Origin of the sequence: Erythrobacter sp. GH1-10, from assembly GCF_045363165.1 — a bacterium.
Classification (GTDB): Bacteria; Pseudomonadota; Alphaproteobacteria; order Sphingomonadales; family Sphingomonadaceae; genus Erythrobacter.
In genome coordinates this window covers 774059-799899 of record NZ_JBJFLP010000001.1, presented here as the reverse complement: position 1 = coordinate 799899, position 25841 = coordinate 774059, and the positions used below count along the sequence as shown (strand labels likewise).

Below are 25841 nucleotides of genomic sequence, written 5' to 3'. Positions count from 1 at the left end.
TCGCCATGCTGGAAATGCGCCCCGATTGCGAACGGTGCGGCACCGACCTGCCCGCCGAGGCCCCCGGAGCCTTCATCTGCAGCTTCGAATGCACCTTCTGCGCGCCGTGCGCGGAAGAGCTCGACGATCGCTGCCCCAATTGTGGCGGCGAGCTGATGGACCGCCCGACCCGGGCCAGGGCGCTGCATCAGAAGTATCCTCCAAGCACCACGCGGAAATTCAAGGACGAGGCGGAATGACAGCCTAGCGGCGACGGGTTTCGAAACCGGGGGATTTGCACTGGTCTACATCGTTTGTGGCTAAGCGGTTTTGCTTTGCCGTAGTGACGGCAATGGAACAGTTCGCAGCGTCCGGGTGAGGTGATAGGTTGAGGATGGGAAGGCTACTTGGCTTCGGCGCGATCGCGCTCTTTTCGGCTCTCGCATGGTTTCTGTGGCCCATCTACGGCTTCTACGCTCATCAGGGCGACGCTCCCTTTCCGCCTTGGGGCTGGACTTCCTTGCCTGCCGAGACACCGCAAACGCAGGTAGTCCATGATGATCGCTAGGCTGCACCGGGTGACAAAGTCCTCGCTGCCATGGAAGAGCATCGCGGAAAGATCGGCGCGCCGGCGATAACGGCTGCGGTTGCTGTCGACGGCGAAGTTGTATGGCAAGGCGCTGTCGGCTGGGCCGATATCGACGCGCGGCGTCCAGCCTCACCGGCGACCGTTTTCCGGATCGGCAGCACTTCGAAAGCGATCACGTCGACCGCCTTGGCACGGTTGGTCGACAAGGGCGAGATCGACCTCGATACGCCGATTTCGGACTACCTGAGAGAAGCCCCGTACGAGGCGTGGGCGACCATCACGCCGCGCATGCTTGCCTCGCATATGGCGGGTGTTCCGCACTACAGCGACAATCAGGATGTGCTCGGGTTCTACGAGACCGGGGCGTTGCAGCGCCACTACCCGGACGTTCGCGGCGCGCTATCCGTCTTCGACGAGAGCCCCTTGTTGTTCGGACCCGGAACCGACTTCGAATATTCGTCGCTCGGGACTGTCCTGCTCGGTGCGGCAATGAGCGACGCCGTGGGCAAGCCCTATCGCGAAATCATCAGGGACGAAGTCATTCTGCCGGGCAATATGACGTCGACCGTCGTGGCGCCAAAACACGCGGATCCGGAAAGAGATCACGCGACTCCCTACTTCACCGATGGCACAAGATACCGTTCGTGGCGTCCGATCGATCTGTCCCACAGACTGCCGGGAGGCGGCTGGGCCTCGACATCGACGGATCTCGTTCGCATGGGATCGAAGTGGCTGGATGAAAGCTATATTTCCAAGGAAACGCGGGAGCTGTTCTGGACACCGCAGTCGCTGGCATCGGGGGAAATCAACGAGCAAGACTATGCGATCGGCTGGCGATGGCGGGAGTACGACGTCGAGGGTGTAGGCGTTGCCCGAAATGCAAACCATGGCGGCGTATCCCGGGGCGCGCAAAGCTGGCTGCTGGTTTTTCCGGACTACAATATGGCTGTTGCTTTCAACATCAATTCGAAGACCGACGAGTTCCAGGAATTCGGCTCGTTTTACGAGGAAATCTTCCGCGAGTTTGCACTGGCGACAAAGCCGAGCGAGTGACGAAACCCGAGCAAGACAACGCGCTTGTTTTGTCATCGAGACCGAAGCGTGCCCGGGGCCTCCATTAGCCAACAGCCGCACCCGCGCAAAAACGGTCCCGCGGAGAGCGCGGAGTTGCTAAGGGCCTTGCATGAGCAATTCCACTACGCCGCGCATCCCTCCCCGCATCCTCGCTATCGCCGGTTCCGACAGTTCGGGCGGCGCCGGGATCCAGGCCGATCTCAAGACCATCGCCATGCTCGGCGGCTACGGCATGAGCGCGATCACGACGGTGACCGCCCAGAACACCGTTGGCGTGCAAGCTATCGCGCCGATGTCGGCTGCGGTCGTGGCGCAGCAGATAGCGTCCTGCATCGAAGATATCGGTGTCGACGCGATCAAGATCGGCATGCTGCACGATGCCGATATCATCGAGGCGACTGCCGAGGCACTGGTGGGCGTCAAAGCGCCCATCGTCCTCGACCCGGTGATGATCGCGACCAGCGGGGCGGCGCTGATCGATCCGCAAGCCGTCGAAGTGTTGCGCGAAAAGCTGTTCCCGATGGCGACGCTCGTCACCCCCAACCTGCCCGAGCTCGGTCACCTGCTCGAACGCAATCTCACCGACAGTTCGCAATTGGCCGATGCCGCCGAAGAACTCGCACATGCGACCGGTGCGGCGGTGCTCGCAAAGGGTGGCCACACCTCGGACCAGCGGATCATCGATATCCTGTATCTACCCGGCGAGAACGCGCGGGCGGTGCAGTTCGACCATGCACGGATCGAAACCAGGCACACGCACGGGACCGGCTGCACATTGTCATCGGCCATCGCGACGCTGCTCGGCCACGGACAGCCGCTCGAACACGCGGTGCGGCTTGGCCGCAACTTCGTGCGCGCGGCGATCGAGAACGCCCCCGGTTTCGGAGAAGGCAACGGCCCGCTGGGCCATCACGCGGTGCGGAGTTTGAGCGAGCCCGGCTGATTAGGCTTCGAGTTCGTAGAAATCGGCGATGCAGGACCACGCATCCTCGGCGGTCTCGCACCAATTGAACAGCTCGAGGTCCGATTTGGAAATCGTGCCCTCCTCGGCCAAGGCGTCGAAATCGATGATACGGGTCCAGAAATCCTTGCCGAACAGCAGGATCGGAATCGGCTTCATCTTGCCGGTCTGCACCAAGGTGAGCAGCTCGAAGAATTCGTCGAAGGTGCCGAAGCCACCCGGGAAAATCGCCACCGCTCGTGCACGGAGCAGGAAATGCATCTTGCGCAGCGCGAAATAGTGGAAATTCAAGGAAAGATAGGGCGTCACGTAGGAATTGGGTGCCTGCTCGTGCGGCAGGATGATGTTGAGGCCGATCGACTCGCTTCCCGCGTCGCTTGCTCCCTTGTTCGCCGCTTCCATGATCGACGGACCTCCGCCCGAACAGACGACGAACTGGCGCTTGCCGTCCTCGATGATCGACTTCTCGGAAACGAGACGGGCAAGCTTGTAGGCTTCCTCGTAATACCTGGCCTTTTCCGCAAGCCGTGCGGCAACTTTCTTCTCGAAGTCGGTCCCGTCCTTCGCAGCATCGATCTTGGCCTGCGCCTGATCCGGAGAAGGAATGCGCGCGGAACCGTACATGACCATGGTCGAGCCCACCCGCGCCTCGTCGAGCAGCATTTCGGGCTTGAGCAGTTCAAGCTGGAAGCGCACCGGACGAAGCTCTTCGCGCAGCAGAAAATCGGTGTCGCGAAACGCCAGCTTGTATGCCGGATGCTCGGTTTGCGGCGTGCGATCGGGCGCCCGCTCGGCAAACTTGGTTTCTTCGTCGGCGTGATAGAAACGCCGGTCTTTCAGGTCTTTTTCGGTCATGAGCGCTGCCCTAGGCGCGCCGCTTTGCGTCGGCAAGACAGTCTGTGACCCATCCGTCGCTGCGGCTGCCGCACTTACCCCTGGAACCGCGCCAGCAGCGCCTCGGGCGAGATCTCCTCGCGTTCGCCGGTGGCGCGCGATTTGAGCTCGACGACACCGCGCTCGACACCCTTGGGGCCGACGATCACCTGCCACGGCAAGCCGATCAGGTCCATGCCTGCGAACTTGGCTCCGCCGCGCTCGTCGCGGTCGTCGTAGAGCACATCCACGCCCGCGCCCGTCAATGCGCCATAGACCTTGTCCGCCATCGCCGTGGTGGCCTCGTCGCTCGCGCGGATGTTGATGATGCCGACGCGGAACGGGGCAACGGCCTCGGGCCAGACAATGCCGTTTTCGTCGTGACTGGCCTCGATAATCGCGCCCACGAGACGCGAGACGCCGATGCCGTAACTGCCCATCTGCGGTGCCACCAGATCGCCGTCGGGGCCCTGCACCTTCATCCCCATGGATTCGGAATACTTGGTCCCGAAATAGAAGATGTGGCCGACCTCGATCCCGCGCGCGGTGCGCAGCTTTTCGCCGAGCCCGGCCTCGGCCGCGGTATCGCGCATTTCGTCGGTCGCGGCATAAAAGCGGGTGCGATCGGCGACGAAAGCATCGATCGCATCGCCATCCGAGAAGTCGGGGACTTGCGGCCGGGTTTCCGCGGCCCATTCCTCATGGAAGAACACATCGCTTTCGCCGTTGTCGGCAAGCAGGATGAATTCGTGGCTCATGTCGCCGCCGATGGGCCCGGGGTCGGCCTTCGTCGGGATCGCGTGGAGGCCCATGCGTGCAAAGGTGCGCAGATAGGCGACATACATGCGGTTGTAGCTGTGGCGCGCGCCGTCGATATCGAGGTCGAAGGAATAGGCATCCTTCATCAGGAATTCGCGCCCCCGCATCACGCCGAAGCGCGGGCGGATTTCGTCGCGGAATTTCCACTGCACGTTGTAGAGAGTGCGCGGGAGATCGCGGTAGCTCTTGATCGAGCCGCGCATCAACGAGGTGATGACTTCCTCTGCGGTCGGGCCGAACAGCAGATCGCGGTCGTGCCGGTCGCGGATGCGCAGCATCTCCGGGCCATAGGCATCGTAGCGCCCCGATTCCCGCCACAGGTCGGCAGGCTGGATGGTCGGCATCAGCATTTCGATCGCACCGGCGCGATCCTGTTCCTCGCGCACGATCCGGCCGATCCTGTCGAGCACTTTCAGGCCGAGCGGCATCCAGGCGTAAATGCCCGATGCGGTCTGCCGAACGAGGCCCGCGCGCAGCATCAACTGATGGCTTGCGATATGCGCTTCGCTGGAGTCTTCCCTCAGCAAAGGAAGCACATATTTCGACAAACGCATGGAAACCTCCTGAACCCCTCGCGGGTAGCGGGTCCCTATTTCAGCTTCCCCGGATTCGCAATAGAACTGTCGGATGCGCGCGGGGGACCGACAGCCTGTCGTGCCTTCCGGCAGGCGGAAGCCAAGGCCCTGCGGTCTGGAAATGGATGCCCCGTGAGGATTCGAACCTCAATTGACGGAGTCAGAGTCCGTAGTCTTACCATTAGACGACGGGGCAATCGGCGCGGGTCGATCGTGCGACGTCCGCTGCGCGAGCGCGCCTCCTAGTTTCGCCGCGCAGCGCAGTCAAGGCTTCGCGCGCTTGCTCTCCGCCCGCGCTTGGTTTAGCTTTTGTTTCAGGTGCTCGTGCCAAGGCTTGCACGAGTGAGATGAAAGATTTGGATTATGGCGGATATGCCTCCGCCGGACGCGAACAGGAGTGCTGGCAGGAAAAGGGGCAACAGGTCCGGCAAAGTAGCCGATTTTCGCTACAAACGTCCCCTCCAGCGCAACGAGGCAAAGGGTAACGGCAAGACGAACGGCCGTTCGCACCGTGCTTCGAACACCAATTCGACCAAAACCAGCTGCGCGCAGTCGCAGGGGGCAGGCGCGTCGGCACCGCGGGGCAAATCCGCTGCGACCGGCCAACGCCCGGGCCAGGCCTATGCCGCGCTCGACCTCGGCACCAACAATTGCCGTTTGCTGATCGCACGGCCCTCGGGCCGCGATTTCACCGTGATCGATGCCTTCAGCCGGGTGGTGAAACTCGGTGAGGATCTCGCGAAGACCGGACGGCTTTCGGATGAGGCGATGGACCGCGCGCTCGGTGCGCTGTCGATCTGCGCCGACAAGCTCAAGCGCCGCAACGTCCGTCTCGCGCGTTCGGTCGCGACCGAGGCGTGCCGCCGCGCTGCCAACGGACCCGCGTTCATCGAGCGTGTGCGGCAGGAAACCGGTATCGTGCTCGACATCATCAGCGCCGAAGAAGAGGCCCGGCTCGCGGTGCTCGGCTGCCACATCCTGCTCGAACAGGGCGAAGGTTCCGCGGTGATCTTCGACATCGGCGGCGGTTCGACCGAACTCGTCCTGCTCGAGCCGGGCGGGCGTGTGCCGCGCATCCTCGACTGGCAGAGCGTGCCGTGGGGCGTGGTGTCGCTGACCGACACGGTCGGACGCGGCGAGGACACCCGCGAGGCCCGGCTCGCGCGCTATGCGAAGATGCGCGAGATCGTCTCGGGCAGCTTCGCCCCGTTTGCCGAGCGCATTGCCGGCGCGGCTGACGCCGAGGACATTCGCCTGCTCGGCACCAGCGGCACCGTGACCACGCTGGCGAGCCTGCATCTCGAGCTGCCGCATTACGATCGCAAGGCGGTAGACGGGCTGATCGTGCCGTCGGATTCGATGCGCGATATCAGCGGCAGGCTTTCGGGCATGTCGCCCGCCGAACGCAGCGAGCTGCCGTGTATCGGCCACGACCGCGCCGACCTCGTGGTCGCCGGCTGCGCGATCCTCGAATCGATTCTCGACCTATGGCCCGCCGAGCGGCTTGGCGTCGCCGATCGCGGAATCCGCGAAGGCATCCTGCGCAGCCTGATGGCAGCGGAGCGTCAGAGCGAGCGGGCGCTCAAGGCGCTCAACGAGATGCGCGCGGGCAAGCCCGACTGATGGCGCGTTCCGGTCGCAATCCAGACAAGCGCGTGCGCACCGCGAAAAAGCGCAGCGAAAGCTCGACCCGCTGGCTGCAGCGCCAGTTGAACGACCCGTATGTCAAACAGGCCAAGGCGGAGGGCTATCGCAGCCGCGCGGCCTACAAGCTGATCGAGCTCGACGAGAAATTCGGGCTGATCCGCGGCGCGAAGCGCGTGGTCGACCTCGGCATCGCGCCGGGGGGATGGTCTCAGGTCGTGCGCGCCAAGGCCCCCAAGGCCAAAGTCGTCGGCATCGACCTGTTGCCGACCGAGCCGATCGAGGGCGTGACGATCTTCCAGATGGACTTCATGGACGATGGCGCCCCCGCCGCGCTCGAAGAGGCGCTCGATGGCCCGCCGGATCTGGTGATGTCGGACATGGCGGCCAACACGGTCGGCCACAAGCAGACCGACCATCTGCGCACCATGGGTCTGGTCGAGGCGGGCGCGTGGTTTGCGACCGAGACTTTGGAAAAAGGCGGTGCGTTCGTCGCCAAGGTGCTGGCGGGCGGGACCGATGCCGAACTGCTCGCGCTGCTGAAGAAGCACTTCAAGACGGTCAAGCACGCCAAGCCGCCGGCGAGCCGCAAGGACTCGTCCGAGTGGTATGTCGTTGCTCAGGGATTCAAGGGGCGCGACTGAGCGCGCCCGCTTGGCGGATTACTCGGCTGCTGCCGCTTCTTCGGTGTCGGCGCCCGCCTCGGCTGCTTCGCCTTCACCCTCGCCTTCGGCAGGCTCCTCGGCCGCCGGAGTGAATTCGGGGACCGGAAGGCCCGAGCCTTGCTCGTTGAGGTAAAGCGCGATCGCAGCGCGATCCTCGATCTTGCCGAGACCGGCGAAGCTCATCGACGTACCCGACACGTAACCTTTTGGGTTCTTGAGCCACTGGTTCATCTCTTCCCAGCCCCACTGGCCTTCCATGCCCGAAAGCGCAGACGAGTAATTGAAGCCGCCCTTCGACGCGAAGGAGGCGCCCATGATGCCATGCAGGTTCGGGCCGACGCCGTTCGGGCCGCCCTGCGCGACATTGTGACACGCCTGGCACTTGGCGAACTGCTTTTCACCATCGGCGGCGGTCACCGTGGTCAGGGCCTCGGCAAAGGTCATTTCGGCGGGGCCGGAGGATTCTTCCTCGGCAACCTCGATCAGGTAACCCGGCTGCTCCGGCATTTCCGGATCGTAGCCGTGGAAGTACTTGTCGGCGAGGATCGAGAGACCGAGGCCGAGACCGGCCGCGAACAGGACCCAGCCTGCAGCGGTGTTGAACAGATCGCCGCTGCCGTTTTCGGCTGCGGGCGGAGTGTCAGTGTTGTTTTCCTGTGCCATTGCGGCGGTCCAATAAAGCGCCCCTCGCGCCCGCGCAAGAGTGATCGCAACATCAATTCGTGCAAGGAACGCAACCGGACTTGCCGCCGGTGCCCTGGCGCATTAACGCCGCAGGCCTGATGCGAAGTTTTCCCGGTCCCGCCCTCGCCCTCGTCGATCAGCTTCGCGCCGCAGCCGAAGCCAACCCCGCGCGCGCCATCGCATTTCAGGGTTCCCCCGGAGCGAATTCGCACCGCGCGGCGACCGAGGCGCGCCCCGAAGCCCTACCGCTGCCGTGCTTCAGCTTCGAGGATGCGCTCGAAGCGGTGAAGGACGGGCGCGCGGGACAGGCGATCATCCCGATCGAGAATTCGCAGCACGGCCGCGTCGCCGACATCCACTTCCTGCTGCCGGAGAGCGGCCTCTATATCGTCGGCGAATATTTCATGCCGATCCACCACGCGTTAATGGGACCCGGCAAGGGACCGTTCGAAGCCGCCTACAGCCACCCGCAGGCGCTCGGCCAGTCGCGCCTGTTCCTGCGCGAGCGCGGTATCGTGCCGCTCGCCTATGCCGACACCGCCGGGGCGGCGGCGTTCGTGGCCGAGAAGGGCGATCCGAAACTCGCCGCGATCGCCCCTGCGATTTCGGCCGAGCTCTATGGCCTCGATATCGTCGAGACCCATGTCGAGGACAGCGAGGACAATATGACGCGCTTCGTGATCCTCGCGAGCGAGCCGCAGACGCCGGAAGCCCTCGCGGGCAAGCAGGCGATCACCACCTTCATTTTCGAGGTCAAGAACGTTCCTGCCGCGCTCTACAAGGTATTGGGCTGTTTCGCGACCAACGGGGTCAATATGACCAAGCTCGAGAGCTACCAGCAAGGCGCGAGCTTTTCGGCGACCATGTTCTACGCCGACATCATCGGTGCTCCGGGCGATCCCGCGGTGGACCGCGCGTTGGAGGAATGTGCGTTCCATTCCAAGGAATTGCGGATTCTCGGCACCTATGAAGAAGCCCGCCCGCGCGGTTAACCACGAGAAGCCCGGATAGGCGGTTTTCGGCTGTTGCACCGGGCGGCGGGCCGTGCCACCACCGCGGTTGAATGACCTATCCGGCGACGTCCTCTCCTGCCGATTCCGAAGCCTCTTCCGTCGCCCCCGTTCGGGACGCGCCGCTGGAGAGCTGGGAGGATGTCCGCGACGACAGCGATATCCAGTTCCAGGAGATCGTCATCCCCGACACGCCGCCGCGCGAACCCAACGCAATCGAAAAGGCGCTGGAGGCTTTCTTCGACTTTCTCGGCGACCTGCTTGCGCCGGTGGGCTCGGCAATCGCCTATGCGTGGCCGGTCCTGCAATGGGTGCTGCTGGCGCTGGTCGTAGCGTTCGTCGCCTACCTGCTGGTGAACACCATCGGCCCGCTGGCACGACGGAATCGCGAGCGCCGCGCAGCCGAAGAAGAGCCCGAGTGGGCACCCACACGCAGCGAAAGCCTCGCCCTGCTCGAAGATGCCGACCGGCTCGCCGCCGAGGGGCGATACGATGAAGCCACCCATCTGCTGCTGCGCCGGAGTGTCGGGCAGATCGCCGCCGCACGGCCGGATTGGGTCGAACCATCCAGCACCGCGCGCGAACTGGCGGCATTGCCACCGCTTTCGGAAGCCGCGCGCGGCGCGTTTGCGACCATCGCAGAGCGGGTCGAGCGCAGCCTGTTCGCGCTCCGATCGCTCGACCAGTCCGACTGGGAAGCCGCACGAAAAGCCTACGCGGAGTTCGCGCTGGTCCGCATCGGGGGCGCAGCATGAGCGATACCACAGTCAACACCGGGCGCAGCGCCTCTCCCTTCAGCCGTTTCACCGTGCTCGCCGTGGTCGTCGTCGGCTTCCTCGCCTTCATTGCGATGCTGTATTTCCTGGCCGCGGGCGACACGGGGGAGCGCCGCAGCAACGGCGCGGCTCACGCTTCTGCGACGGGGATCAACGGCTATGCCGGGTTGGCGCGTATGCTCGAGAGCCAAGGGTTCGATGTCACGCTTTCGCGCACCCCCGGCGGGCTCGAGACCAACGACCTGCTGATCCTCACTCCCGGTATTTACGCCGATGCCGAAGAGCTCGGGCAAATCCTGCAGAACCGGGCATATCTCGGGCCGACGCTGGTGATCCTGCCGAAATGGTATGCCAGCCGCCCACCGCGCGATCTTCCGGCAGAAGCGGCGAGCGAGTTCGAGGAGGGTTGGGTCCAGCTGACAGGGTCGACACACTTGCCCTGGACCGACGAACTGCCCGCCCCCTTCGGCTTCGAACACAAGATCGAAAACCTCGAGGAAGACAAGTCGCTTGCGTGGGAGGGCCTCGAGCTGTCGGGCGATCTGCCGACGGCAACCATCGCCTATGCCGAGGAAGACGAACTGCACGATCCGCTCGTCACCGATGCCGCCGGGCACGCGCTGGCGATCAACGTGCTCGGCGAAGAAGGCACCGACTTCTACGAAAACGCGCACTGGGTGATCTTCGTCGTCGAACCCGACCTGGTGAACAATTACGGGCTCGCCGATCCCGAGCGCGCCAAGGCCGCTCTCGCGCTCGTCCGCGAAGCCGGATACGGGGACGAGTACGGGATAACCTTCGACCTCACATTGAATGGCTTTGGCGGGGCCGAAAACCTGCTGACGCTTGCATTCCGCCCGCCCTTTCTCGCGGCGACGCTGTGCCTGATCCTTGCGATGCTGATCATCGGCTGGCGCGCCTTCCTGCGCTTTGGTCCGGCGGCGGCGAGCGGGCCCGAAATCGCGTTCGGCAAGAAGCGGCTGGTGAGCAACGGCGCCGGGCTGATCGTGCGCGCCAAGCGGCTGCGACTGCTTGCCGAACCCTATGCCACCCTGACCGAAAGGCGATTGGCGCAAAGGCTCGGCCTCGCGCGGCATGATCCCGAGACGATCGACGCGGCGCTGGCCGCGCGCCTGCCGGAAGAAGAACCGTTTTCGTCGCGCGCCGAAAGGCTGCGCAACGCCCACACACCCCACGACATCCTGCGCGCCGCACAGGCGCTCAACGAACTGACAAGGAAACTCGCGAAATGAGCATGAGTCTGGAAGAACTGAGCGAGCTGGCCGACGCGATCCGCGCCGAAGTGGCGAAAGCGGTCGTCGGGCAGGAAGACATGGTCGAACAGTTGCTGGTCGCCATGGTGAGCGAGGGGCACGTGCTGCTCGAAGGGCCGCCGGGGACCGCCAAGACCTTCCTTGCAAACAGCTTTGCGACCGCGTTGGGGCTCGATTTCGGGCGCATCCAGTTCACCCCCGACCTGCTGCCGGGCGATATCCTTGGATCGAACCTGTTCAACTTCCAGACCAGCCAGTTCACGCTGACGCGCGGGCCGATCTTTTGCGAGCTGTTGCTGGCCGACGAGATCAACCGCACCCCGCCCAAGACGCAGGCCGCGCTGCTCGAAGCGATGCAGGAACGCCGGGTGACGCTCGATGGCGAGAGCCACCAGCTGCCTTCGCGCTTCATGGTGGTCGCGACCCAGAACCCGATCGAGAACCAGGGCGTCTACCCGCTGCCCGAAGCGCAGCTCGACCGTTTCCTGTTCAAGCTGCTGGTGCCCTATCCCGACGAGGCCGAAGAGGCGCGGATCGTCTCCGATTACGGCAAGCGGCAGGGTCCGCAACGCCCCGCAGACCTTGGCGTGACCGCTGTCGCCGACGCGGCAAAGCTGCATGCCGCGAGCGGTGCGCTCGACCATGTGACGGTCGCCGAGGAAATTACGAATTATGTCGTGCGGCTGGTGCGCGCGACCCGCGAACACGCCGATCTCGCGGTTGGCGCATCCCCGCGCGCGGCGGTCATGCTCGCCAACGCCTCGCGCGCCCGCGCCGCGCTCCACGGGCGCGCTTACATCATCCCGGACGATGTGAAGGCGCTTGCCGTGCCGGTCCTGCGCCACCGCCTGACGCTCAGCCCCGCCGCCGAAATCGAGGGCCGCGACATCGAGGCATTGGTTGCCGAGCTGGTCGAAAGCACCGAGGCGCCGCGCTAGGTCCATGAAGCGCTTCCGCCCCAACCTTCCGCTGGTCCCGACCGAGCGCGCGGCATGGCTGATCGCGATCTTCGCGCCGGTGGCACTGGTGATCGCGGCGGTCGCACCGCAATTGTGGGTGGTGGCCCCGGCGGCGGCGATCGTGCTGATCGGGCTGATCGTGATCGACGGCATCCTCGCCGGATCGTGCCGCGAATGGATTGTGCAGGTCCCCGCCGATACCGAAGTCGGTCAGGCGACCCCGATCGAGGTCTTCGCCCGCTTCTCGCGCATGCTCGCGAGCCGTCCCGAAGCAGCGATCGAGTTCGATCCGCGGCTAGGCCAGTCGGGCCGCGCCACCGTGCAACTGTTACGCAATCCCGAGACCGGCAATCGCAGCGGCGCATTCGACGTTCATCCCGAGCGGCGCGGGACTGCCGCGGTCACTCATGCGTGGCTGCGCTGGAACGGTCCGCTCGGCCTCGGCGCGCGACAGACATCGCGCCCGCTCGAAGAGGAAATCCGCATCTGGCCCGACCTCTCGCCGGTACGCAGCCAGCAATTGCAGACTTTCCTGCGCGATTCGCAGACCGGCCTTATCGCCCGGCGCATTCGCGGCGAAGGCACCCAGTTCGAGGCGCTGTCCGAATACGAGCCCGGCATGGATCGCCGCCGGATCGACTGGAAGGCAAGCGCGCGGCACAATCACCTGTATGCGCGCGAGAACGAGAGCGAGCGCAACAACCAGATCGTGTTCGCCTTCGATTGCGGGCAAGCCATGTGCGAGCCCGTCGACGGCATGCCGCGCATCGACCGTGCCGTTTCTGCCGCCCTTACCTGCGCCTATGTTGCGCTTAAGGGCGGCGACAAGGTCGCTCTGTTCGGTTTCGCCCAGCGACCGCAGGTAATGACGCCCTTCATCGCCGACAGTCGCGCTTTCCACCGCCTCCAGAGCGCCGCTGCCGGCCTCGATTACGAAGCGACCGAGCCCAATTTCACGCTCGCGCTGGCAGCCCTCACCGCCAAGCTCAAGCGGCGTTCGCTGATCGTCCTGTTCTCCGATTTCACCGACCCGACCGCTGCGGAACTGATGGTCGAAAGCATCGGGAGGCTGGTCGAAAAGCACCTCGTGCTGTTCGTCACCATCGCCGATAGCGAGCTTGAAACCTTCATCAGCGAGGAGCCGGGCGACATCGGCACGCTGGCGCGCAGCGTCACCGCAGACACGCTGCTGCACCAGCGCCAAATCGTGCTGCAGCGCCTGCGCCGCATGGGCGTGGACGTGGTCGAGGCGCCGTGGGACCAGATCGGCTACAGGCTGATCGACCGCTATTTCATCATCAAGAACAGCGAGGCGATCGGATGAAGGCTCCGACAATCTCGGCGTGGTTCGGGCGCGGGGAAATCACCGCGCCGACCGATATCGAGAGCGCGGCGCTGCGTTCCGACCGCTTCCGCCTCGAGCGCGAATACGACTGGCGGCGACTGGAAGACATCGTCGCGCGGATGGAACGCGGGGGCGTGCGCAAGATCGACGACGAGGAATTGCTGGCGCTGCCGACGCTCTATCGCACCGCCGCCTCCAGCCTTTCGGTCGCGCGCGAGACCTCGCTCGACGCGGCGACGCTGAGTTATCTCGAAAGCCTCGTCCAGCGCGCGTGGTTCCAGGTCTACGGCCCGCGCAAGGGGCTGTTCGGATGGCTGCGCGAATTCTTCTTCGGCGGCTGGAGCCGGGCAGTGCGCGAAATCTGGCTAGACGTCTGCATCGCGCTGTTCGTGATGACCGCCGGCGCGCTGGTCGGCTGGTTGCTCGTCGCGCAGAACACCGATTGGTATTACCGGCTCGTGCCCGGCGGGCTTGCCGGAGGCCGCGTGCCCGGAGCCAGCCGCGAGATGCTGCTGGAGACGATCGAGCAGGAGAACAGCACCGGCGGGCTATCGGTCTTCGCCGCCTACCTGTTCAGCAACAATGCCGGGGTGTGCATCCTCGCCTTCGCGCTGGGCTTCGCCTTCGGCATCCCCTCGCTGATGCTGCTGATCCACAACATGGCGATGCTGGGGGCGATGGTGTGGCTGTTCGCCGGCGCCGATCTCGGCTGGGAATTCGCGGCGTGGCTCAGCGTCCACGGCACGACCGAACTGTTCGGTATCCTGCTGTCGGGGGCGGCGGGACTGCATATCGGACGGTCGATGGCGTTCCCGGGCACTCGAACGATCCTTGAGGCGGCATCGGAAAGCGGCCGCCGCAGCGCGATCGTGATGGTCGGCGTGGTGCTGATGATGGTGGTCGCCGCGCTGCTCGAGGCCTTCCCGCGCCAGCTGGTCGGCGGAATGGAAAGCCGCTTCGTGATCGGCGGCGCGTTCCTGGCATTCTGGCTCGCTTATTTCTTCCTCTATCGTCCACATCGGCTGGAGGAAGAGGCATGAACGCGGCCACCGGCACGATGGAATACACCAACAAGCGGGAGCGCATGCTAATCACGCCCGAGGGGCTCGCCGTGCCGGTGACGATCGCCTCGCGCGGGTCGCGGCTGGGCGCGCTGGTGCTCGATTTCGTGATCCTGTTCATCGCGCTCTTCGTCTTCCAGCTGGTCCTGATGTTCGTACTCGGCGGCCTGTTCGAGGAAGCGATGAACACCGCAAACGAGAACATCTCAGGTGCAGGCGAATTCCTGTTCATCGTGCTGATCCTTGTCGGGTTCCTGGCGCGCTACGGCTATTTCCTGAGCATGGAACTCGGCCCGCGCGGGGCGACCTATGGCAAGCGCATCGTCGGCATCCGCGTCGCGGCAAGGAATGGCGGCCGCCTTACGCCCGAGGCGGTGATCGCGCGTAACCTGCTGCGCGATATCGAGCTGTTCATGCCGCTCGTCTTCCTGATGATGGCGCCGAGCGGAGAAGCAGGCAATTTCGGAATTGCGGGGATGATCTGGTTCCTGATCTTCATGCTGTTCCCGTTCTTCAACAAGGACGCGCTGCGGGCGGGCGACATCATCGCGGGAACGTGGGTGCTCGAGGCTCCGCGCACCAAGCTCGCCGATGCGCTCTCGACGCAGGGTGCGGCGGCCAAGGGATCGAGCGAGATCACCGGCGTGCGTTACGAATTCGGCGAGGCCGAGCTATCGATCTACGGCGAGCACGAATTGCAGACGCTCGAACGGATGCTGCGCGATGCCCAGCCCGAAGCGCTCGCGGCGGTCCATGAAACGATCTGCCGCAAGATCGGCTGGGACCCGGGCGCCGGCGACGAGCGCGCCTTCCTCGAAGCGTTCTACGCGCAGCTGCGCGCCAAGCTCGAAGGCGACATGCGCTTCGGCAAGCGCAAGGCGAACAAGTTCTCGTGAGCGGGCACCCGATCGCCTACGCTATCGGGCGCGACGATCTAACGAGCGATGACGTGCTCGACCTGCTGCGGCTCCACCTAGAGGAGATGCATCGCTGGTCGCCGGCATGCAAGGTCCACGCAATGCCGCCCGAGCGCCTGCGCGCGCCGGATGTCACCTTCTTTGCGGTGCGCGAGGGAAAAACGCTTGCCGCGGTCGGCGCGCTCAAGGACCTTGGCGAAGCGCGCGGCGAGCTCAAGTCCATGCGGGCCGCCCCGGACTATCGCGGCAAGGGCGCCGGGGAGGTTCTGCTTGTCCACCTCCTCGCCGAGGCCAAGGCGCGCGGCTACAATTGGCTCGGCCTCGAAACCGGGCGACCGGAGCCCTTTGCCCCGGCCAAGCGGCTCTATGCAAAACACGGCTTTGCCGAATGCCCCGCTTTCGGCGATTATGTCTCCGACGAATTCAGCCTGTGCATGGAGAAACACTTGTGACGCCCGATCGCCGCGCATTCCTGGCAGGAAGCCTCGCGCTCGGCGCTTCGGCCTGCATCCCGCCCGACCAGAGCCCGATCGGGCGGCTCACAGCGAAGCTGCGGATCGTCGAGGCAGCCGCGAACGGAACGCTCGGCGCCGAGATCTACGACACGCAAAGCGGGCTGTCGGTCGGCCTCAACCGCGACATGCGGTTCGGGCACTGCTCGTCGTTCAAGCTTTCGCTCGCCGCGCTGGTGCTGGCGCGCGATGCGGCGGGCACCATCGATGCGGACCGCCGGATAGACTGGACCGGAGACGACCTGATGGCCGTCTCGCCCTTCACCACGCGGCGGCTCACCGAAGGCGCGACGATGCGCGAACTGGCCGAGGCGACGCAGAAATATTCGGACAACGCCGCCGCCAACGTGCTGCTGCGCGAACTGGGTGGACCTGCGGCGCTCACCGCTTTCTGGCGCGAGATCGGCGACAGCGTTAGCCGCCTCGATCGCACCGAACCCGCGCTCAACAACGTCCCACAGACGGAGTTCCGCGACACCACGACGCCGCGCGCCATGGCGCGGACAATGGCAAAGCTCGCTTTTGGCGATGTCTTGCCCACGGCGGAACGCACGCTGCTAAGGCAATGGATGGTCGATACGCCGACCGGAGCGCGCCGGGTGCGCGCAGGCATACCCAATGACTGGCGCGCGGGCGACAAGACCGGAACCTCGCTGTGGCCCGGCATGGGTAGCCTTTACGTCGATATCGGCTTCGTCGAGCCCGAAAACCACGCGCCGGTGACCTTCGCGGCCTATTTCCGGGCGCGTGACACGCATGACGAAACGGATCCGGCCTCCGAGCAGGCGCTCGCCCGCGTCGGAGAGGTGATCACCGATTTCGTGAGGCGGGACCGGGTCCTGCCATTCTAACGCGTCACGGCGTTTCGCTGGCCTGCTCGATCACGTCGGCGAAAATCGCCACTTCGTTCACCCCGTCACTGGTCGCACGACCGCGATACATCCCGGTCGTGTTGAAGCTGAACAGCGCCTGCCCCTCGGGCGTGACGATGATCACGCCTCCGTCACCGCCGAGTTCCTTGACCTCCTGCATCACCGCATCGGCGATACCCTGCGGATAGTTCTGCTGTTCGAGCCATTCGCGCCGCTCGCTGCTCTGCGCATAGGCCTTGGTGATGCGCAGGAAGCGGTAACGCGAACAGATTTCCGATGCGACGCCGACGCGAATGAAATACTCGCCCCACCCTGTCGCCGAGACGGCGCAGGAGCGATTGTCGGCATAGGTTCCCGCCCCGATCACAGGCGCATCGCCGATCCGGCCCCACCGCTTGCCGGTCATGCCGCCGGTCGAGGTTCCCGCGGCGAGGTTGCCGGCCATGTCGAGCGCGACCGCGCCGACCGTCCCGAACTTGTGGTCGACGTCGAGCGCGGACAGCTCACGCGCCTTCATCCGCTCGAGCGCTTCGCGGCGCGCCTCGGTGGCGAACCACTCGGGCGGTGCCGTTTCGAGGCCCTTCTCGCTGGCAAATTGCTCCGCACCCGTGCCCATCAGGAACACATGCGGGCTGTCGGTGCGGACCGCATCGGCGAGCAGGATGGGATTCTTGATCGAGGTTACACCGGTGACTGCACCCGCGCTGCGATCGCGTCCGTCCATGATCGAGGCGTCGAGTTCGTTCTTGCCGTCCCAGGTGAAGACCGCACCGCGCCCGGCATTGAACAGCGGATCATCTTCGAGCGGAACGATCGCGGCTTTCACCGCATCCATCGCGCTTCCACCGTTGGCAAGTACCGCTTTGGCAGCGTCCAAAGCGTTTTGCAGCGCAGCTTCGTAGGCAGCGCGGCGCTCGGGCGTCATCTCGTCGGGATCGAGCGTGCCCGCCCCGCCGTGGATCGCGATCGACCAGCGCGGTTCCGCCGCCTCCTGCGCGGAAACCGGAAGCGCGAATACGAACAGTGTAGCAAGGGCTGCGATTGCGGTGCTGAGTGCCTTCATGTCTTCCCCCAAAACTCGATTGGCTGTGCTTCCTTACCACACCGCCGCGGGATCGCCACCTTCGCTGATCGATCCGCCGCTTAACGCGGGCGGGCGGCTGCGCTAGGCAGCTTGCATGATCTTTCGCGCCGCCACGCTCGACGATGTTCCCGCGCTCGCCCGGCTCGGCCGCGAGAGCTTCTGCGCGACCTTCGAGCATCTTTACCGGTCCGAGGATCTCGCGAACTTTCTCGAAGAAGTCTATTCCGAGCCTTCGGTGGCCGAAGAGGTCGCAGGAGACGAGTGCATCCACCGGCTGGCCGAGGACGACGGCGCGCTGGTCGGCTATTGCAAACTGCGCGCGCCCAGCTGGTATGCCGAATATTCCGGTGCCGAAAACCCGATCGCGCTCGGCCAGCTTTACACGGCGCCGGAACGTACCGGCGAGGGCATCGGTGCGGCGCTGATGGATTGGGCGCTCGACTATGCAAAGACAAACCGCCACGGTGCGATCCAGCTTTCGGTCTATGCCGAGAATTTCGGAGCGCAGCGCTTCTACCAGCGCTATGGGTTCGGGAAGATCGCAGATATCACGTTCGAGGTCGGCGAGCAGATCGATCCGGAATTCCTGTATGAATTGCGGCTCTAAGGGAGAGAATCACGATGAGCGACTTCGGCAAGAACACGACCACCGACGACGTGCTGGCGGGCAAGGACCTGTCGGGTACCACGGTCTTCGTCACCGGCGGCAATTCCGGGCTCGGACAGGAGACCGGGCGCGCGGTGGCAGCGCACGGCGCGCATGTAGTTCTCGCCGGGCGCGATCAGGCCAAGCTCGACGCAGCTGTCGCTGCGATCAAGAGCGATCACCCAGACGCCAAACTCGAAACCATCATCTGCGATCTCGGCTCGCTCGACGGCATCCGCGCCTGCGGCAGGGAGGCAGGCGAGCGCTTCGACAAGATCGACCTGCTGATCAACAATGCGGGTGTGATGGCCTGCCCTTTCGCAAAGACCTCCGACGGGTTCGAGATGCAGTTCGGCACCAACCACCTCGGCCATTTCCTGCTGACGAAATGTCTTATGCCCCTTGTTGAAAAGGGCTCGAACAAGCGGATCGTCAACCTTTCTAGCCGTGGGCACCATTTCGCGCCGGTGGACTTGGACGATCCCAACTTCCGCAGCCGCGAATACAACGAATGGGTAAGCTACGGGCAGTCGAAGACCGCCAACGTGCTTTTCTCCGTGGGACTTGAAGACCGCTTCACCGACAAGGGCATTCACGCCTATGCGGTGCATCCCGGCGGCATTCAGACCAATCTCGGCCGGCATATGACCGAGGAACAATCGGCAGCGCTGATCGAGCGTATTTCCAAGAGCGATCCCGATTTCTCGTGGAAGACAATTCCGCAGGGCGCCGCAACGCAGGTCTGGGCCGCGACCGCCGATGAGCTGGAAGGCCGCGGCGGGGTCTATTGCGAGGACTGCCATGTCGCCGAGGTGGACGATGAGTCCACGACCGGTGGGGTGCGAACCTACGCGCTCGACAAGGGCAATGCCGATCGGCTTTGGACGATCAGCGAGGAAATGGTGGGCGAGACCTTCACCGGTTAGGCCGAGAGGCCGGTGACGAGCCCCTCGTTCACCCACTCGCCGAGGATCGCACCCGCACGCATGGCGGCCTTCTGCACATGCTTGAGTTCGGGCTCTTCACCCGCGAGATGCAGGATCAATTCGCCATAGGTGCCGCCCGCCTGAATCAAGGCGAATGCCTCCGCGCTGTCGGGCTCGACCATCTGGAACACGGGCCGCTCCTGCTCGCGCGCAACGATGCAGCCTCGCGGTTCGGCGAGGCGCGGCTCGGGCCGGTCCAGCTCGCTGCTGTCCTCGAGCGCGTTCCACAGGCCGGAAAGGTTGGTCCGGACCACGTGGGCCACAGCGCGGGGCTGGAACTGGACGCGCAGTCCCATCCAGTCCTCGTCGCCGAATGCGGCGGTTGCCTCGGCAAACCCGTCGGCGTCGATCGGTTCGCAATCCGGCGCATTCGCGACTTGCAGCATGGTCCATTCGAGCCACGCAAGCTCGGCGACTTCGGGATTGTTCGCAAACAGCTCGGCGCAGGTCGCGTCGAAGCCCTCGCCCGCTTCGTCGATGGTCCAGCCGCTCGGAGGATTGGCGAGTGCATGGTGCGCGCAGACCCGCTTGAAGGTCGCCTCGCCGACATAGCGCGCCGTGCGCTCGAAGGTGCTTTCGAGCGCCCCGACCAGCGCCGAGCGGTAATTGCCGCGATAGACCGACATGCCGAGCGCCTGGCGATTGCCCCAGCCTTCGGGCAGCGGCGCATCCTCATCGAGGATAGCGCGCATGAACGCGGCCTGTTTCTCCGCCAGATCGCTCATGCCGGGACCAGCGCATCACTGGCTACGCCGCGCGCACGGTCGAGTTCGGCCAGCAGGTCGGGAAGCGGCGGGATATGCTCGTCGCGCTCGATCATGGTCGCGACCGGTTGCGGCAGCATGGAGATGGCCTTTGCATAGAGATCCCACACACCGTCCGCGACTTCGCGGTCATGCGTGTCGATGATGACGTCGCGCTCGGGTGTCGCCGGATCGTGGCCCGCAAGGTGGATTTGCCGCACCCGTTCGAGCGGCAATCCGGCGAGGTATTCGTGCGCCGAGAAGCCGTGATTGCGGCTGCTCACATAGATGTTGTTGACGTCGAGCAGCAGGTAGCAGCCGGTGCGGCGCGCCATCTCCGAAAGGAATTCCCACTCGGTCAACTCGTCTTCGGGGAAGGTGAGATAGCTCGACGGATTCTCGAACAGCATCGCACGGCCCAGTGCATCCTGTGCACGGTCGATATTGGCGCAAACCACCCCAAGCGCCTCTTCGGTTAGCGGCAGTGGCAGCAGGTCGTGACTGTTATGCGCGCTGGTGCGGGTCCAGCACAGATGATCGGAGACCCACAGCGGGTCGACCCGCTCGGCCAGCCGCTTGAGTTTCTCGAGATGCTCGGCATCGAGCCCGTTCGCCGACCCGATCGACATCGAGACGCCGTGGAGGATCACCGGGTGCTTTGCGCGCACCCGATCGAGAATGCGCAGCTGCCTTCCGCCCTCGATCATGTAATTCTCGGAAATGACCTCGACGAAATCGACCGGGACGTCGCTTTCGAGAAAATCCTCGTAATGCGTGCGCCTGAGGCCGAGACCGAAGCCTCCGAACGGATCGATGGTGCGGCTGTGCGACATTGCGCCAGTCATAGCAGAAATTCTCCGAAGTCGAGGATCGCTCTTGCCGACAGGTTCGCGAGCGAGAGCTGCGCCGTTACAGGCGGCGCGGCTCCACTTTTTTCGCAGCCCTGTAACCGCTTCCCGCCTCGCGGCGAATGGCATGGTGGGTCCGGCACAGTGCCGGGTCGCCCGACCCCGAAAAGTTTTGGAGACACCCCGATGAATACCAAGTCCCTTGTGAACATCGCCGGCCTCGCCCTCACCGCAGGCATCGCCGCCGGTCTCGCCAGCAGCCCTGTCGCCGCGCAGAAATCCGAAGCCAAGGAAAAGTGCTACGGCGTCGCCAAGGCAGGCAAGAACGATTGCGCCGCAGGCCCCGGCACCAGCTGCGCGGGAACTTCGACCAAGGATTACCAGGGTAACGCCTGGAAATATGTGCCCAAGGGCACTTGCGAAGATATCGAAACGCCCAAGGGCAAAGGCTCGCTGAAGCCAATCAAGCGCTAAGCGCCACGGCGGCCGGCGGCCTGTCAGGCACTCGAAAACAGGTCAGCCGGCCACCCGGACGGGAGGACAACAAATGAACGCACTTACCAGCCTTTGGCAGCGATTGACCGGCATCCTGTCGGGCACCATCGCGGAGAGCATCGTGCAGCTCGCGACCCGCGTCGCGCTCGCCGGGATTTTCTGGCGGTCGTACAAGACCAAGGTCGTCGACGGCACATGGCTGCAGATCGACGAAACCCAGTACTTCATCTTCGAGAACGAATTCACCGGGCTTCCCATTCCCAGCGATCTCGCTGTACCGATGACAACCTATGCGGAATTCCTGTTCCCGATCCTGCTCGTCGTCGGCCTTGCCACCCGTTTTTCGGCGGCAGCGCTGATGGTCATGGCGCTGGTGATCCAGCTTTTCGTGTTCCCGACATCGGATCACTTCTTCGGCTGGGCAATCACCGTGCTTGCGCTCGGCGGTTTCCTCGTTAGCCGTGGCGGCGGGCTCTTCTCGCTCGATGCGCTCCTCGCACGGATCGCAGGCCCGAAAGAAGCCTGAGATGGTAGCCGACGAACCCACCTTTGCCCGCCTCATGGCAGCGACGCAGGACGGCGATAAAGCCGCCGCCAATGTGTTGCTGACCGAGGTGGGCGTGTGGCTCGAACGGTATTTCCGTCGCCGCGTGCCGCCGCACCAAATCGACGATCTCGTGCAGGAAGTGCTGATCGCCTTCTACACCAAGCGGGCAACGTGGGATGCGAACCGCCCGTTCCTGCCGTGGCTGGCAGCCATCGCGCGCTATCGCTGGGTCGATCACCTGCGCAAGGTCTACAAGCACGAGAGCCGGGAGTTGATGGAAGACGATGCGGCGCAGGATAGCGAAGAAGAGGTCGTGATGGCCCGCGTGAGCCTGGATCGCCTGTTCGGGCTCATACCCGACAAGCAGGCCGAAGTTATCGAACTCGTGAAGATCGGCGGCTTGTCGATCCGCGAGGCAGCCGAAAAGACCGGCCAGAGCGAAAGCCTGGTCAAAGTGAACATCCATCGTGGCCTTAAGAAACTGGCCACGCTGGTCGAGGAAGCAGACTAAATGAACACCAATTCAAATCGTGCCGACCTGATAGCGTCCCTGACCGAGGATCTTACGCCGGTCGCCCGCGTGAAGCCCGGGCATGGTGTGGCGCTGATCGGCGCTGCGACCCTCATTGCCGGAATGGCCTCGATCGCCATTTTCGGCTTCTGGAGGGGCATGATCTCGGGCGAGGCTTCGGGCTATTTCTGGATCACGAACGGGCTGCTTGCCGTGCTCGGCGCGGCCAGCACGGCTGCGCTGGTCGCATCGGCGCTGCCCCGCGTGGGCGCGCGCGGCAACGCGGCGATGTGGGGCGCGGCGATGATCGGTGTGCTACCCGTCGCAGGTCTGCTCTCGCTGCTGTCCACCATCATTGCGAAGCGCCCCGAAAGTGTCATGTGGGCATGGGAATGCGCGGCATATGGCTTGATCGCAGGTTTGCTTGTCGCCGGTGCGGCGATCGCGTTCCTGCGCCGCGGCGCACCGGTTTCGCTCGAACGCGCTGGCTGGGTGACGGGGCTCGCTGCCGGTTCGCTCGGCTCGCTCGCCTATGGCATCACCTGCCCGCTCGATACCGTGACCCATGTCGGCATCGTCCATATCGCTCCGGTCGCGATAGCCGCAGTTCTTGGAAGGCTCGCGGTTCCGCCATTGATCCGCTGGTGAGCGGCGCGTGGCCTAGAGCCACTTCCACTTCCAGAACAGGAAGAGCTGCAGCGCCATAATGCCGAGGCAGATCGCGACGACGATCCAGAATGCCTGCGCGTCGTCGAGGCCCGGCATCCCGCCGACATTGATCCCCATCAGCCCGGTAAGGAAGCCCAGCGGCAGGAATATCCCGGCGACGATGGTGAGCATATAGGTCGCGTGTTCGTTCGACGCGAGCGACCGCGCGCGCAGTTCGTCCTGCAGCACCAGCGCGCTTTCCTTGCTGATGTCGATATCGTCGAGGTAGCGCCGCAGCCGGTCGATCGATTCGGCGATCTCGCGCCGGTCGTGATCCTCGAACCAGGCGGGCGCGAAACGCGATATCCAGTCTAGCGCCTCGTGTTGCGGCGACATGTGGCGTTTCAACGCGAGGCAATTGCGCCGGATCGCGGTGATCTTCGGGAGGATTTCCTCGTATTCCTCCTCGACGTCCATCTCCTCGAGCAGGTCGATCTGCTCGTTCATGTCCACGATGGTCTGGTTCATCCGGACCACAAGTTGCTCGACGATTGCGGTCACCGCGCTGCCCGCATCGGTCGGCCCCTTGCCCGAATCGAACAGGGCGACGACATCGCGCGGGGTCTGCATAGCCAGCTTGCGCAGGGTGATCAGCCGAGTGCCGTCGGACCACAATTGCAGCGATATCATGTCCTCGGGGTGCGCACCGGGATTGAAATTGATGCCTCTCAGCGTGGCAACCAGCGCCTCGCCTTCGCGAAGCGCCCGCGGCCGCGTCGAATCCGACACGAGCAGTTCGGCGGTCGGCTCGGGGATGCCCAGGTCGTTTTCCAGCCACGGCTGCACTTCGGGCGCGTTGCGGCGCAGATGCAGCCACAACACTTCGCCCGGCGCGGAAGGCTCCCAATTGTCGACTTCCTCGCGCCCGATCGGGCGGGCCCCGCCCTTGCCATCGAGCACGCGCCCGAAAATCAGCGGTCCCTTGCCTTCGGTGGCATCGGTTGCGGTCGGATCCATGCGCGCTTCATGCCGCAACGCGGCGCGCTTGTCATTGCCCCTTCATTCGCTGGCGCCTATATGGCGCACATGTCTTCAGTGAGGCCTTGGCGCGATATCGAACGGCGGCAGTGCCGCCAGATCATGGTGGGTGACGTTCCCGTGGGCGGCGATGCGCCGATCACGGTGCAGACCATGACCAACACCCCGACGGAGGATGCGGCGGCGACGATCGACCAGATCCGCCGCTGCGAAGAGGTCGGCTGCGACATCATCCGCGTCTCCTGCCCGACCGAGGAAGCGACCGCGGCGATGCCGCTGATCACGCGCGCGGCGAGCATCCCGGTCGTCGCCGACATCCACTTCCATTACAAACGCGCGCTCGAAGCCGCCGATGCGGGCGCCGCCTGCCTGAGGATCAACCCCGGCAATATCGGCGGGTCCGACCGGGTGGCCGAAGTGGTCCGCGCCGCTAAAGCCAATGGCTGCGCGATCCGCATCGGGGTCAACGCCGGTTCGCTCGAACGCGACCTGCTCGAAAAATACGGCGAGCCCTGCCCCGAAGCGCTGATCGAAAGCGCGCTCGACCACATCAAGCTGCTGCAGGATCACGACTTCCACGAATTCAAGGTCGCGGTGAAAGCCAGCGACGTGTTCCTCGCGGTCGCCGCCTATCACGGGCTTGCCGAAGCGGTCGATTGCCCGCTGCACCTCGGCATCACCGAGGCCGGCGGGCTGATCGGCGGGACGGTGAAGTCCTCGATCGGCATGGGCTCGCTGCTGTGGGCAGGGATCGGCGATACGATCCGTGTCTCGCTCTCCGCCGAGCCCGAGGAAGAAGTGAGGGTCGGTTACGAGATGCTCAAGGCATTGGGCCTGCGCACCCGCGGGGTTCGCGTGGTCTCCTGCCCCAGTTGTTCGCGGCAGGGCTTCGACGTGATCCGCACCGTCGAAACGCTCGAGAAACGGCTCGAACACATCAAGACGCCGATGAGCCTCTCGGTGCTCGGCTGCGTCGTCAACGGACCCGGCGAAGCGCGCGAGACCGATATCGGCCTTACCGGCGGCGGCTCGGGCAAGCACATGGTCTACCTTTCGGGCGTAAAGGCGCACACGATCGAGGACGAGGACATGCTCGATCACATCGTGCGGCTGGTCGAAGAGAAGGCCGCGAAGATAGAAGCGGGCGAAACGACCGCGTTCGATCCACACGCGGCGGAAGCCGAAGCCGCCGAGTGATCCGCCAGCTATTGACCCTCGGGGCAGGCATTGCGCTGTCCGCCGCCATCCTTGCGGGCGACTGGTGGTTCAATCACCGCTCGCATTATGACGGCCCGGAGGCCGCGTCCTACGTCGTATCCGACGATGCCGAGGGCGATGTCGATGACGCGCTCGCCCGTGCAGCGGAGCGCGACACCCGCGTGCTGCTGGTGATGGGCGCGAACTGGTGCCACGACAGCCGCGCGCTCGCCGGATGGCTGGAAACCGAGCGCCTCGCCGGACTGGTTTCCGAGAAATACGAACTCGTCTTCGTCAATATCGGCATGCCCCAACGGGGCGACGGCCATAATCTCGGAATCGCGCGCCGCTTCGGCCTCAAAGATCTGCCCGGCACGCCCAACGTGCTGGTGCTGACGTCCGATGGCGAACTGGTGAACGGCGATACCGCGACGACATGGCGCGACGCAGCCAGCCGCAGCGAGAGCGCGATCTACGATGAACTGGCGAGCCTCGCGGGGTAGGCCCGC

At 64.6% G+C, this 25841-nt stretch carries 29 protein-coding genes and 1 tRNA gene; 22 read left to right on the top strand and 8 right to left on the bottom strand.

From position 1 onward, the window contains the following. Nucleotides 1-5 precede the first annotated feature (5 nt). The 3 genes from ACI5KX_RS03995 to thiD all read left to right on the top strand — a co-directional run bounded on the left by ACI5KX_RS03995 (nt 6) and on the right by thiD (nt 2585). Entirely contained in the window at nt 6-239 is a 234-nt protein-coding gene (locus tag ACI5KX_RS03995) for a DUF1272 domain-containing protein (RefSeq protein ID WP_406809379.1), read from the top strand. A 338-nt stretch (nt 240-577) separates the two neighbouring features. Further along, entirely contained in the window at nt 578-1621 is a 1044-nt protein-coding gene (locus tag ACI5KX_RS03990; RefSeq protein WP_406809378.1) for a serine hydrolase domain-containing protein, read from the top strand. 130 nt (nt 1622-1751) lie between these two features. Next, a complete protein-coding gene (gene thiD, locus ACI5KX_RS03985; RefSeq protein WP_406809377.1) occupies nt 1752-2585 on the top strand; it encodes a bifunctional hydroxymethylpyrimidine kinase/phosphomethylpyrimidine kinase in 834 nt (277 codons plus the stop codon). Here the strand turns inward: thiD and ACI5KX_RS03980 are convergent, their stop codons facing one another. From ACI5KX_RS03980 to ACI5KX_RS03970, 3 genes are all read right to left on the bottom strand, one after another. After that, nucleotides 2586-3458: an LOG family protein gene (locus ACI5KX_RS03980; protein WP_406809376.1), complete on the bottom strand. Its 873-nt coding sequence runs from the start codon at nt 3456-3458 to the stop codon at nt 2586-2588. It abuts the gene before it with no gap. 74 nt (nt 3459-3532) lie between these two features. Next, a complete protein-coding gene (gene proS, locus ACI5KX_RS03975) occupies nt 3533-4849 on the bottom strand; it encodes a proline--tRNA ligase (RefSeq protein WP_406809375.1) in 1317 nt (438 codons plus the stop codon). Nucleotides 4850-4992: 143 nt separating this feature from the next. Beyond that, nucleotides 4993-5066 (bottom strand) — tRNA-Gln (locus ACI5KX_RS03970). 167 nt (nt 5067-5233) lie between these two features. On the opposite strand from ACI5KX_RS03970, the gene ACI5KX_RS03965 reads away from it, so the two are divergent. Further along, nucleotides 5234-6493, top strand: coding sequence for a Ppx/GppA phosphatase family protein (locus ACI5KX_RS03965; protein WP_406809374.1), 1260 nt, complete (start codon nt 5234-5236; stop codon nt 6491-6493). Continuing rightward, nucleotides 6493-7158, top strand: a complete 666-nt coding sequence (locus tag ACI5KX_RS03960; protein ID WP_406809373.1) for an RlmE family RNA methyltransferase — start codon at nt 6493-6495, stop codon at nt 7156-7158. Before ACI5KX_RS03965 ends, ACI5KX_RS03960 begins: the two co-directional genes overlap by 1 nt. 18 nt (nt 7159-7176) lie before the next feature. Here the strand turns inward: ACI5KX_RS03960 and ACI5KX_RS03955 are convergent, their stop codons facing one another. Beyond that, nucleotides 7177-7842: a c-type cytochrome gene (locus tag ACI5KX_RS03955; RefSeq protein ID WP_406809372.1), complete on the bottom strand. Its 666-nt coding sequence runs from the start codon at nt 7840-7842 to the stop codon at nt 7177-7179. Nucleotides 7843-7961: 119 nt separating this feature from the next. On the opposite strand from ACI5KX_RS03955, the gene ACI5KX_RS03950 reads away from it, so the two are divergent. From ACI5KX_RS03950 to bla, 9 genes are all read left to right on the top strand, one after another. Next, a complete protein-coding gene (locus tag ACI5KX_RS03950; RefSeq protein ID WP_406809371.1) occupies nt 7962-8855 on the top strand; it encodes a prephenate dehydratase in 894 nt (297 codons plus the stop codon). 71 nt (nt 8856-8926) lie between these two features. Further along, the gene (locus ACI5KX_RS03945; RefSeq protein ID WP_406809370.1) at nt 8927-9628 is read left to right on the top strand and encodes a hypothetical protein; all 702 of its coding nucleotides are present in this window, start codon (nt 8927-8929) and stop codon (nt 9626-9628) included. Further along, nucleotides 9625-10902 carry a DUF4350 domain-containing protein gene (locus ACI5KX_RS03940; protein WP_406809369.1) on the top strand — a complete coding sequence of 426 codons (1278 nt, stop codon included), beginning with the start codon at nt 9625-9627 and terminating at the stop codon, nt 10900-10902. Before ACI5KX_RS03945 ends, ACI5KX_RS03940 begins: the two co-directional genes overlap by 4 nt. A 2-nt stretch (nt 10903-10904) precedes the next feature. Further along, entirely contained in the window at nt 10905-11861 is a 957-nt protein-coding gene (locus ACI5KX_RS03935; RefSeq protein ID WP_406811316.1) for an AAA family ATPase, read from the top strand. 4 nt (nt 11862-11865) lie between these two features. Beyond that, nucleotides 11866-13206 (top strand): DUF58 domain-containing protein, encoded by a 1341-nt coding sequence (locus ACI5KX_RS03930; protein WP_406809368.1) that lies wholly within the window; start codon nt 11866-11868, stop codon nt 13204-13206. Further along, nucleotides 13203-14267, top strand: coding sequence for a stage II sporulation protein M (locus ACI5KX_RS03925; RefSeq protein ID WP_406809367.1), 1065 nt, complete (start codon nt 13203-13205; stop codon nt 14265-14267). Before ACI5KX_RS03930 ends, ACI5KX_RS03925 begins: the two co-directional genes overlap by 4 nt. After that, nucleotides 14264-15184 carry an RDD family protein gene (locus tag ACI5KX_RS03920; protein ID WP_406809366.1) on the top strand — a complete coding sequence of 307 codons (921 nt, stop codon included), beginning with the start codon at nt 14264-14266 and terminating at the stop codon, nt 15182-15184. Before ACI5KX_RS03925 ends, ACI5KX_RS03920 begins: the two co-directional genes overlap by 4 nt. After that, nucleotides 15181-15657, top strand: a complete 477-nt coding sequence (locus tag ACI5KX_RS03915) for a GNAT family N-acetyltransferase (RefSeq protein ID WP_406809365.1) — start codon at nt 15181-15183, stop codon at nt 15655-15657. Before ACI5KX_RS03920 ends, ACI5KX_RS03915 begins: the two co-directional genes overlap by 4 nt. Next, nucleotides 15654-16568 carry a class A beta-lactamase gene (gene bla, locus ACI5KX_RS03910; RefSeq protein WP_406809364.1) on the top strand — a complete coding sequence of 305 codons (915 nt, stop codon included), beginning with the start codon at nt 15654-15656 and terminating at the stop codon, nt 16566-16568. The genes ACI5KX_RS03915 and bla overlap by 4 nt, the downstream gene beginning before the upstream one ends. 4 nt (nt 16569-16572) lie before the next feature. Here the strand turns inward: bla and ACI5KX_RS03905 are convergent, their stop codons facing one another. Further along, on the bottom strand, nt 16573-17652 hold the full coding sequence (locus ACI5KX_RS03905) for an isoaspartyl peptidase/L-asparaginase family protein (RefSeq protein WP_406809363.1): 1080 nt from the start codon (nt 17650-17652) through the stop codon (nt 16573-16575). 115 nt (nt 17653-17767) lie between these two features. Between ACI5KX_RS03905 and ACI5KX_RS03900 the strand changes: the two genes are divergently transcribed. Together ACI5KX_RS03900 and ACI5KX_RS03895 are read left to right on the top strand one after the other, a co-directional pair. Then, on the top strand, nt 17768-18280 hold the full coding sequence (locus ACI5KX_RS03900) for an N-acetyltransferase family protein (protein ID WP_406809362.1): 513 nt from the start codon (nt 17768-17770) through the stop codon (nt 18278-18280). A 14-nt stretch (nt 18281-18294) separates the two neighbouring features. Further along, complete coding sequence (locus tag ACI5KX_RS03895; RefSeq protein WP_406809361.1) at nt 18295-19245, top strand: SDR family NAD(P)-dependent oxidoreductase; 951 nt, start codon at nt 18295-18297, stop codon at nt 19243-19245. Here the strand turns inward: ACI5KX_RS03895 and ACI5KX_RS03890 are convergent. Then, entirely contained in the window at nt 19242-20030 is a 789-nt protein-coding gene (locus ACI5KX_RS03890; RefSeq protein WP_406809360.1) for a putative DNA-binding domain-containing protein, read from the bottom strand. The two genes, ACI5KX_RS03895 and ACI5KX_RS03890, sit on opposite strands and share 4 nt — an antisense overlap. Beyond that, nucleotides 20027-20893: a DUF692 domain-containing protein gene (locus tag ACI5KX_RS03885; RefSeq protein WP_406809359.1), complete on the bottom strand. Its 867-nt coding sequence runs from the start codon at nt 20891-20893 to the stop codon at nt 20027-20029. Before ACI5KX_RS03885 ends, ACI5KX_RS03890 begins: the two co-directional genes overlap by 4 nt. Before the next feature lie 189 nt (nt 20894-21082). Between ACI5KX_RS03885 and ACI5KX_RS03880 the strand changes: the two genes are divergently transcribed. From ACI5KX_RS03880 to ACI5KX_RS03865, 4 genes are all read left to right on the top strand, one after another. Then, the gene (locus tag ACI5KX_RS03880; RefSeq protein ID WP_406809358.1) at nt 21083-21370 is read left to right on the top strand and encodes a DUF2282 domain-containing protein; all 288 of its coding nucleotides are present in this window, start codon (nt 21083-21085) and stop codon (nt 21368-21370) included. A 73-nt stretch (nt 21371-21443) separates the two neighbouring features. Then, nucleotides 21444-21917, top strand: coding sequence for a DoxX family protein (locus tag ACI5KX_RS03875; RefSeq protein WP_406809357.1), 474 nt, complete (start codon nt 21444-21446; stop codon nt 21915-21917). 1 nt (nt 21918) lies between these two features. Further along, nucleotides 21919-22449: a sigma-70 family RNA polymerase sigma factor gene (locus ACI5KX_RS03870; protein WP_406809356.1), complete on the top strand. Its 531-nt coding sequence runs from the start codon at nt 21919-21921 to the stop codon at nt 22447-22449. Next, complete coding sequence (locus ACI5KX_RS03865; RefSeq protein WP_406809355.1) at nt 22450-23097, top strand: DUF1109 domain-containing protein; 648 nt, start codon at nt 22450-22452, stop codon at nt 23095-23097. A 12-nt stretch (nt 23098-23109) separates the two neighbouring features. Here the strand turns inward: ACI5KX_RS03865 and ACI5KX_RS03860 are convergent, their stop codons facing one another. Beyond that, nucleotides 23110-24114, bottom strand: a complete 1005-nt coding sequence (locus ACI5KX_RS03860; RefSeq protein WP_406809354.1) for a zinc transporter ZntB — start codon at nt 24112-24114, stop codon at nt 23110-23112. A 69-nt stretch (nt 24115-24183) separates the two neighbouring features. Here ACI5KX_RS03860 and ispG point away from each other — a divergent pair, with 69 nt between their 5' ends. Both ispG and ACI5KX_RS03850 read left to right on the top strand, forming a co-directional pair. Further along, nucleotides 24184-25332, top strand: a complete 1149-nt coding sequence (gene ispG / locus ACI5KX_RS03855; RefSeq protein WP_406809353.1) for a flavodoxin-dependent (E)-4-hydroxy-3-methylbut-2-enyl-diphosphate synthase — start codon at nt 24184-24186, stop codon at nt 25330-25332. Further along, entirely contained in the window at nt 25329-25835 is a 507-nt protein-coding gene (locus ACI5KX_RS03850; protein WP_406809352.1) for a thioredoxin family protein, read from the top strand. Before ispG ends, ACI5KX_RS03850 begins: the two co-directional genes overlap by 4 nt. The last annotated feature ends 6 nt before the right edge of the window (nt 25836-25841 follow it).

What these genes read in the sequence shown, in the direction of transcription:
- ACI5KX_RS03995 (WP_406809379.1), top strand. Translation starts at nt 6, where the DNA reads ATGCTGGAAATGCGCCCCGATTGCGAACGGTGCGGCACCGACCTGCCC.
- ACI5KX_RS03990 (WP_406809378.1), top strand. Translation starts at nt 578, where the DNA reads ATGGAAGAGCATCGCGGAAAGATCGGCGCGCCGGCGATAACGGCTGCG.
- thiD (WP_406809377.1), top strand. Translation starts at nt 1,752, where the DNA reads ATGAGCAATTCCACTACGCCGCGCATCCCTCCCCGCATCCTCGCTATC.
- ACI5KX_RS03980 (WP_406809376.1), bottom strand. Translation starts at nt 3,458, where the DNA reads ATGACCGAAAAAGACCTGAAAGACCGGCGTTTCTATCACGCCGACGAA.
- proS (WP_406809375.1), bottom strand. Translation starts at nt 4,849, where the DNA reads ATGCGTTTGTCGAAATATGTGCTTCCTTTGCTGAGGGAAGACTCCAGC.
- ACI5KX_RS03965 (WP_406809374.1), top strand. Translation starts at nt 5,234, where the DNA reads ATGGCGGATATGCCTCCGCCGGACGCGAACAGGAGTGCTGGCAGGAAA.
- ACI5KX_RS03960 (WP_406809373.1), top strand. Translation starts at nt 6,493, where the DNA reads ATGGCGCGTTCCGGTCGCAATCCAGACAAGCGCGTGCGCACCGCGAAA.
- ACI5KX_RS03955 (WP_406809372.1), bottom strand. Translation starts at nt 7,842, where the DNA reads ATGGCACAGGAAAACAACACTGACACTCCGCCCGCAGCCGAAAACGGC.
- ACI5KX_RS03950 (WP_406809371.1), top strand. Translation starts at nt 7,962, where the DNA reads ATGCGAAGTTTTCCCGGTCCCGCCCTCGCCCTCGTCGATCAGCTTCGC.
- ACI5KX_RS03945 (WP_406809370.1), top strand. Translation starts at nt 8,927, where the DNA reads ATGACCTATCCGGCGACGTCCTCTCCTGCCGATTCCGAAGCCTCTTCC.
- ACI5KX_RS03940 (WP_406809369.1), top strand. Translation starts at nt 9,625, where the DNA reads ATGAGCGATACCACAGTCAACACCGGGCGCAGCGCCTCTCCCTTCAGC.
- ACI5KX_RS03935 (WP_406811316.1), top strand. Translation starts at nt 10,905, where the DNA reads ATGAGTCTGGAAGAACTGAGCGAGCTGGCCGACGCGATCCGCGCCGAA.
- ACI5KX_RS03930 (WP_406809368.1), top strand. Translation starts at nt 11,866, where the DNA reads ATGAAGCGCTTCCGCCCCAACCTTCCGCTGGTCCCGACCGAGCGCGCG.
- ACI5KX_RS03925 (WP_406809367.1), top strand. Translation starts at nt 13,203, where the DNA reads ATGAAGGCTCCGACAATCTCGGCGTGGTTCGGGCGCGGGGAAATCACC.
- ACI5KX_RS03920 (WP_406809366.1), top strand. Translation starts at nt 14,264, where the DNA reads ATGAACGCGGCCACCGGCACGATGGAATACACCAACAAGCGGGAGCGC.
- ACI5KX_RS03905 (WP_406809363.1), bottom strand. Translation starts at nt 17,652, where the DNA reads ATGAAGGCACTCAGCACCGCAATCGCAGCCCTTGCTACACTGTTCGTA.
- ACI5KX_RS03900 (WP_406809362.1), top strand. Translation starts at nt 17,768, where the DNA reads ATGATCTTTCGCGCCGCCACGCTCGACGATGTTCCCGCGCTCGCCCGG.
- ACI5KX_RS03895 (WP_406809361.1), top strand. Translation starts at nt 18,295, where the DNA reads ATGAGCGACTTCGGCAAGAACACGACCACCGACGACGTGCTGGCGGGC.
- ACI5KX_RS03890 (WP_406809360.1), bottom strand. Translation starts at nt 20,030, where the DNA reads ATGAGCGATCTGGCGGAGAAACAGGCCGCGTTCATGCGCGCTATCCTC.
- ACI5KX_RS03885 (WP_406809359.1), bottom strand. Translation starts at nt 20,893, where the DNA reads ATGACTGGCGCAATGTCGCACAGCCGCACCATCGATCCGTTCGGAGGC.
- ACI5KX_RS03880 (WP_406809358.1), top strand. Translation starts at nt 21,083, where the DNA reads ATGAATACCAAGTCCCTTGTGAACATCGCCGGCCTCGCCCTCACCGCA.
- ACI5KX_RS03875 (WP_406809357.1), top strand. Translation starts at nt 21,444, where the DNA reads ATGAACGCACTTACCAGCCTTTGGCAGCGATTGACCGGCATCCTGTCG.
- ACI5KX_RS03870 (WP_406809356.1), top strand. Translation starts at nt 21,919, where the DNA reads ATGGTAGCCGACGAACCCACCTTTGCCCGCCTCATGGCAGCGACGCAG.
- ACI5KX_RS03865 (WP_406809355.1), top strand. Translation starts at nt 22,450, where the DNA reads ATGAACACCAATTCAAATCGTGCCGACCTGATAGCGTCCCTGACCGAG.
- ACI5KX_RS03860 (WP_406809354.1), bottom strand. Translation starts at nt 24,114, where the DNA reads ATGGATCCGACCGCAACCGATGCCACCGAAGGCAAGGGACCGCTGATT.
- ispG (WP_406809353.1), top strand. Translation starts at nt 24,184, where the DNA reads ATGTCTTCAGTGAGGCCTTGGCGCGATATCGAACGGCGGCAGTGCCGC.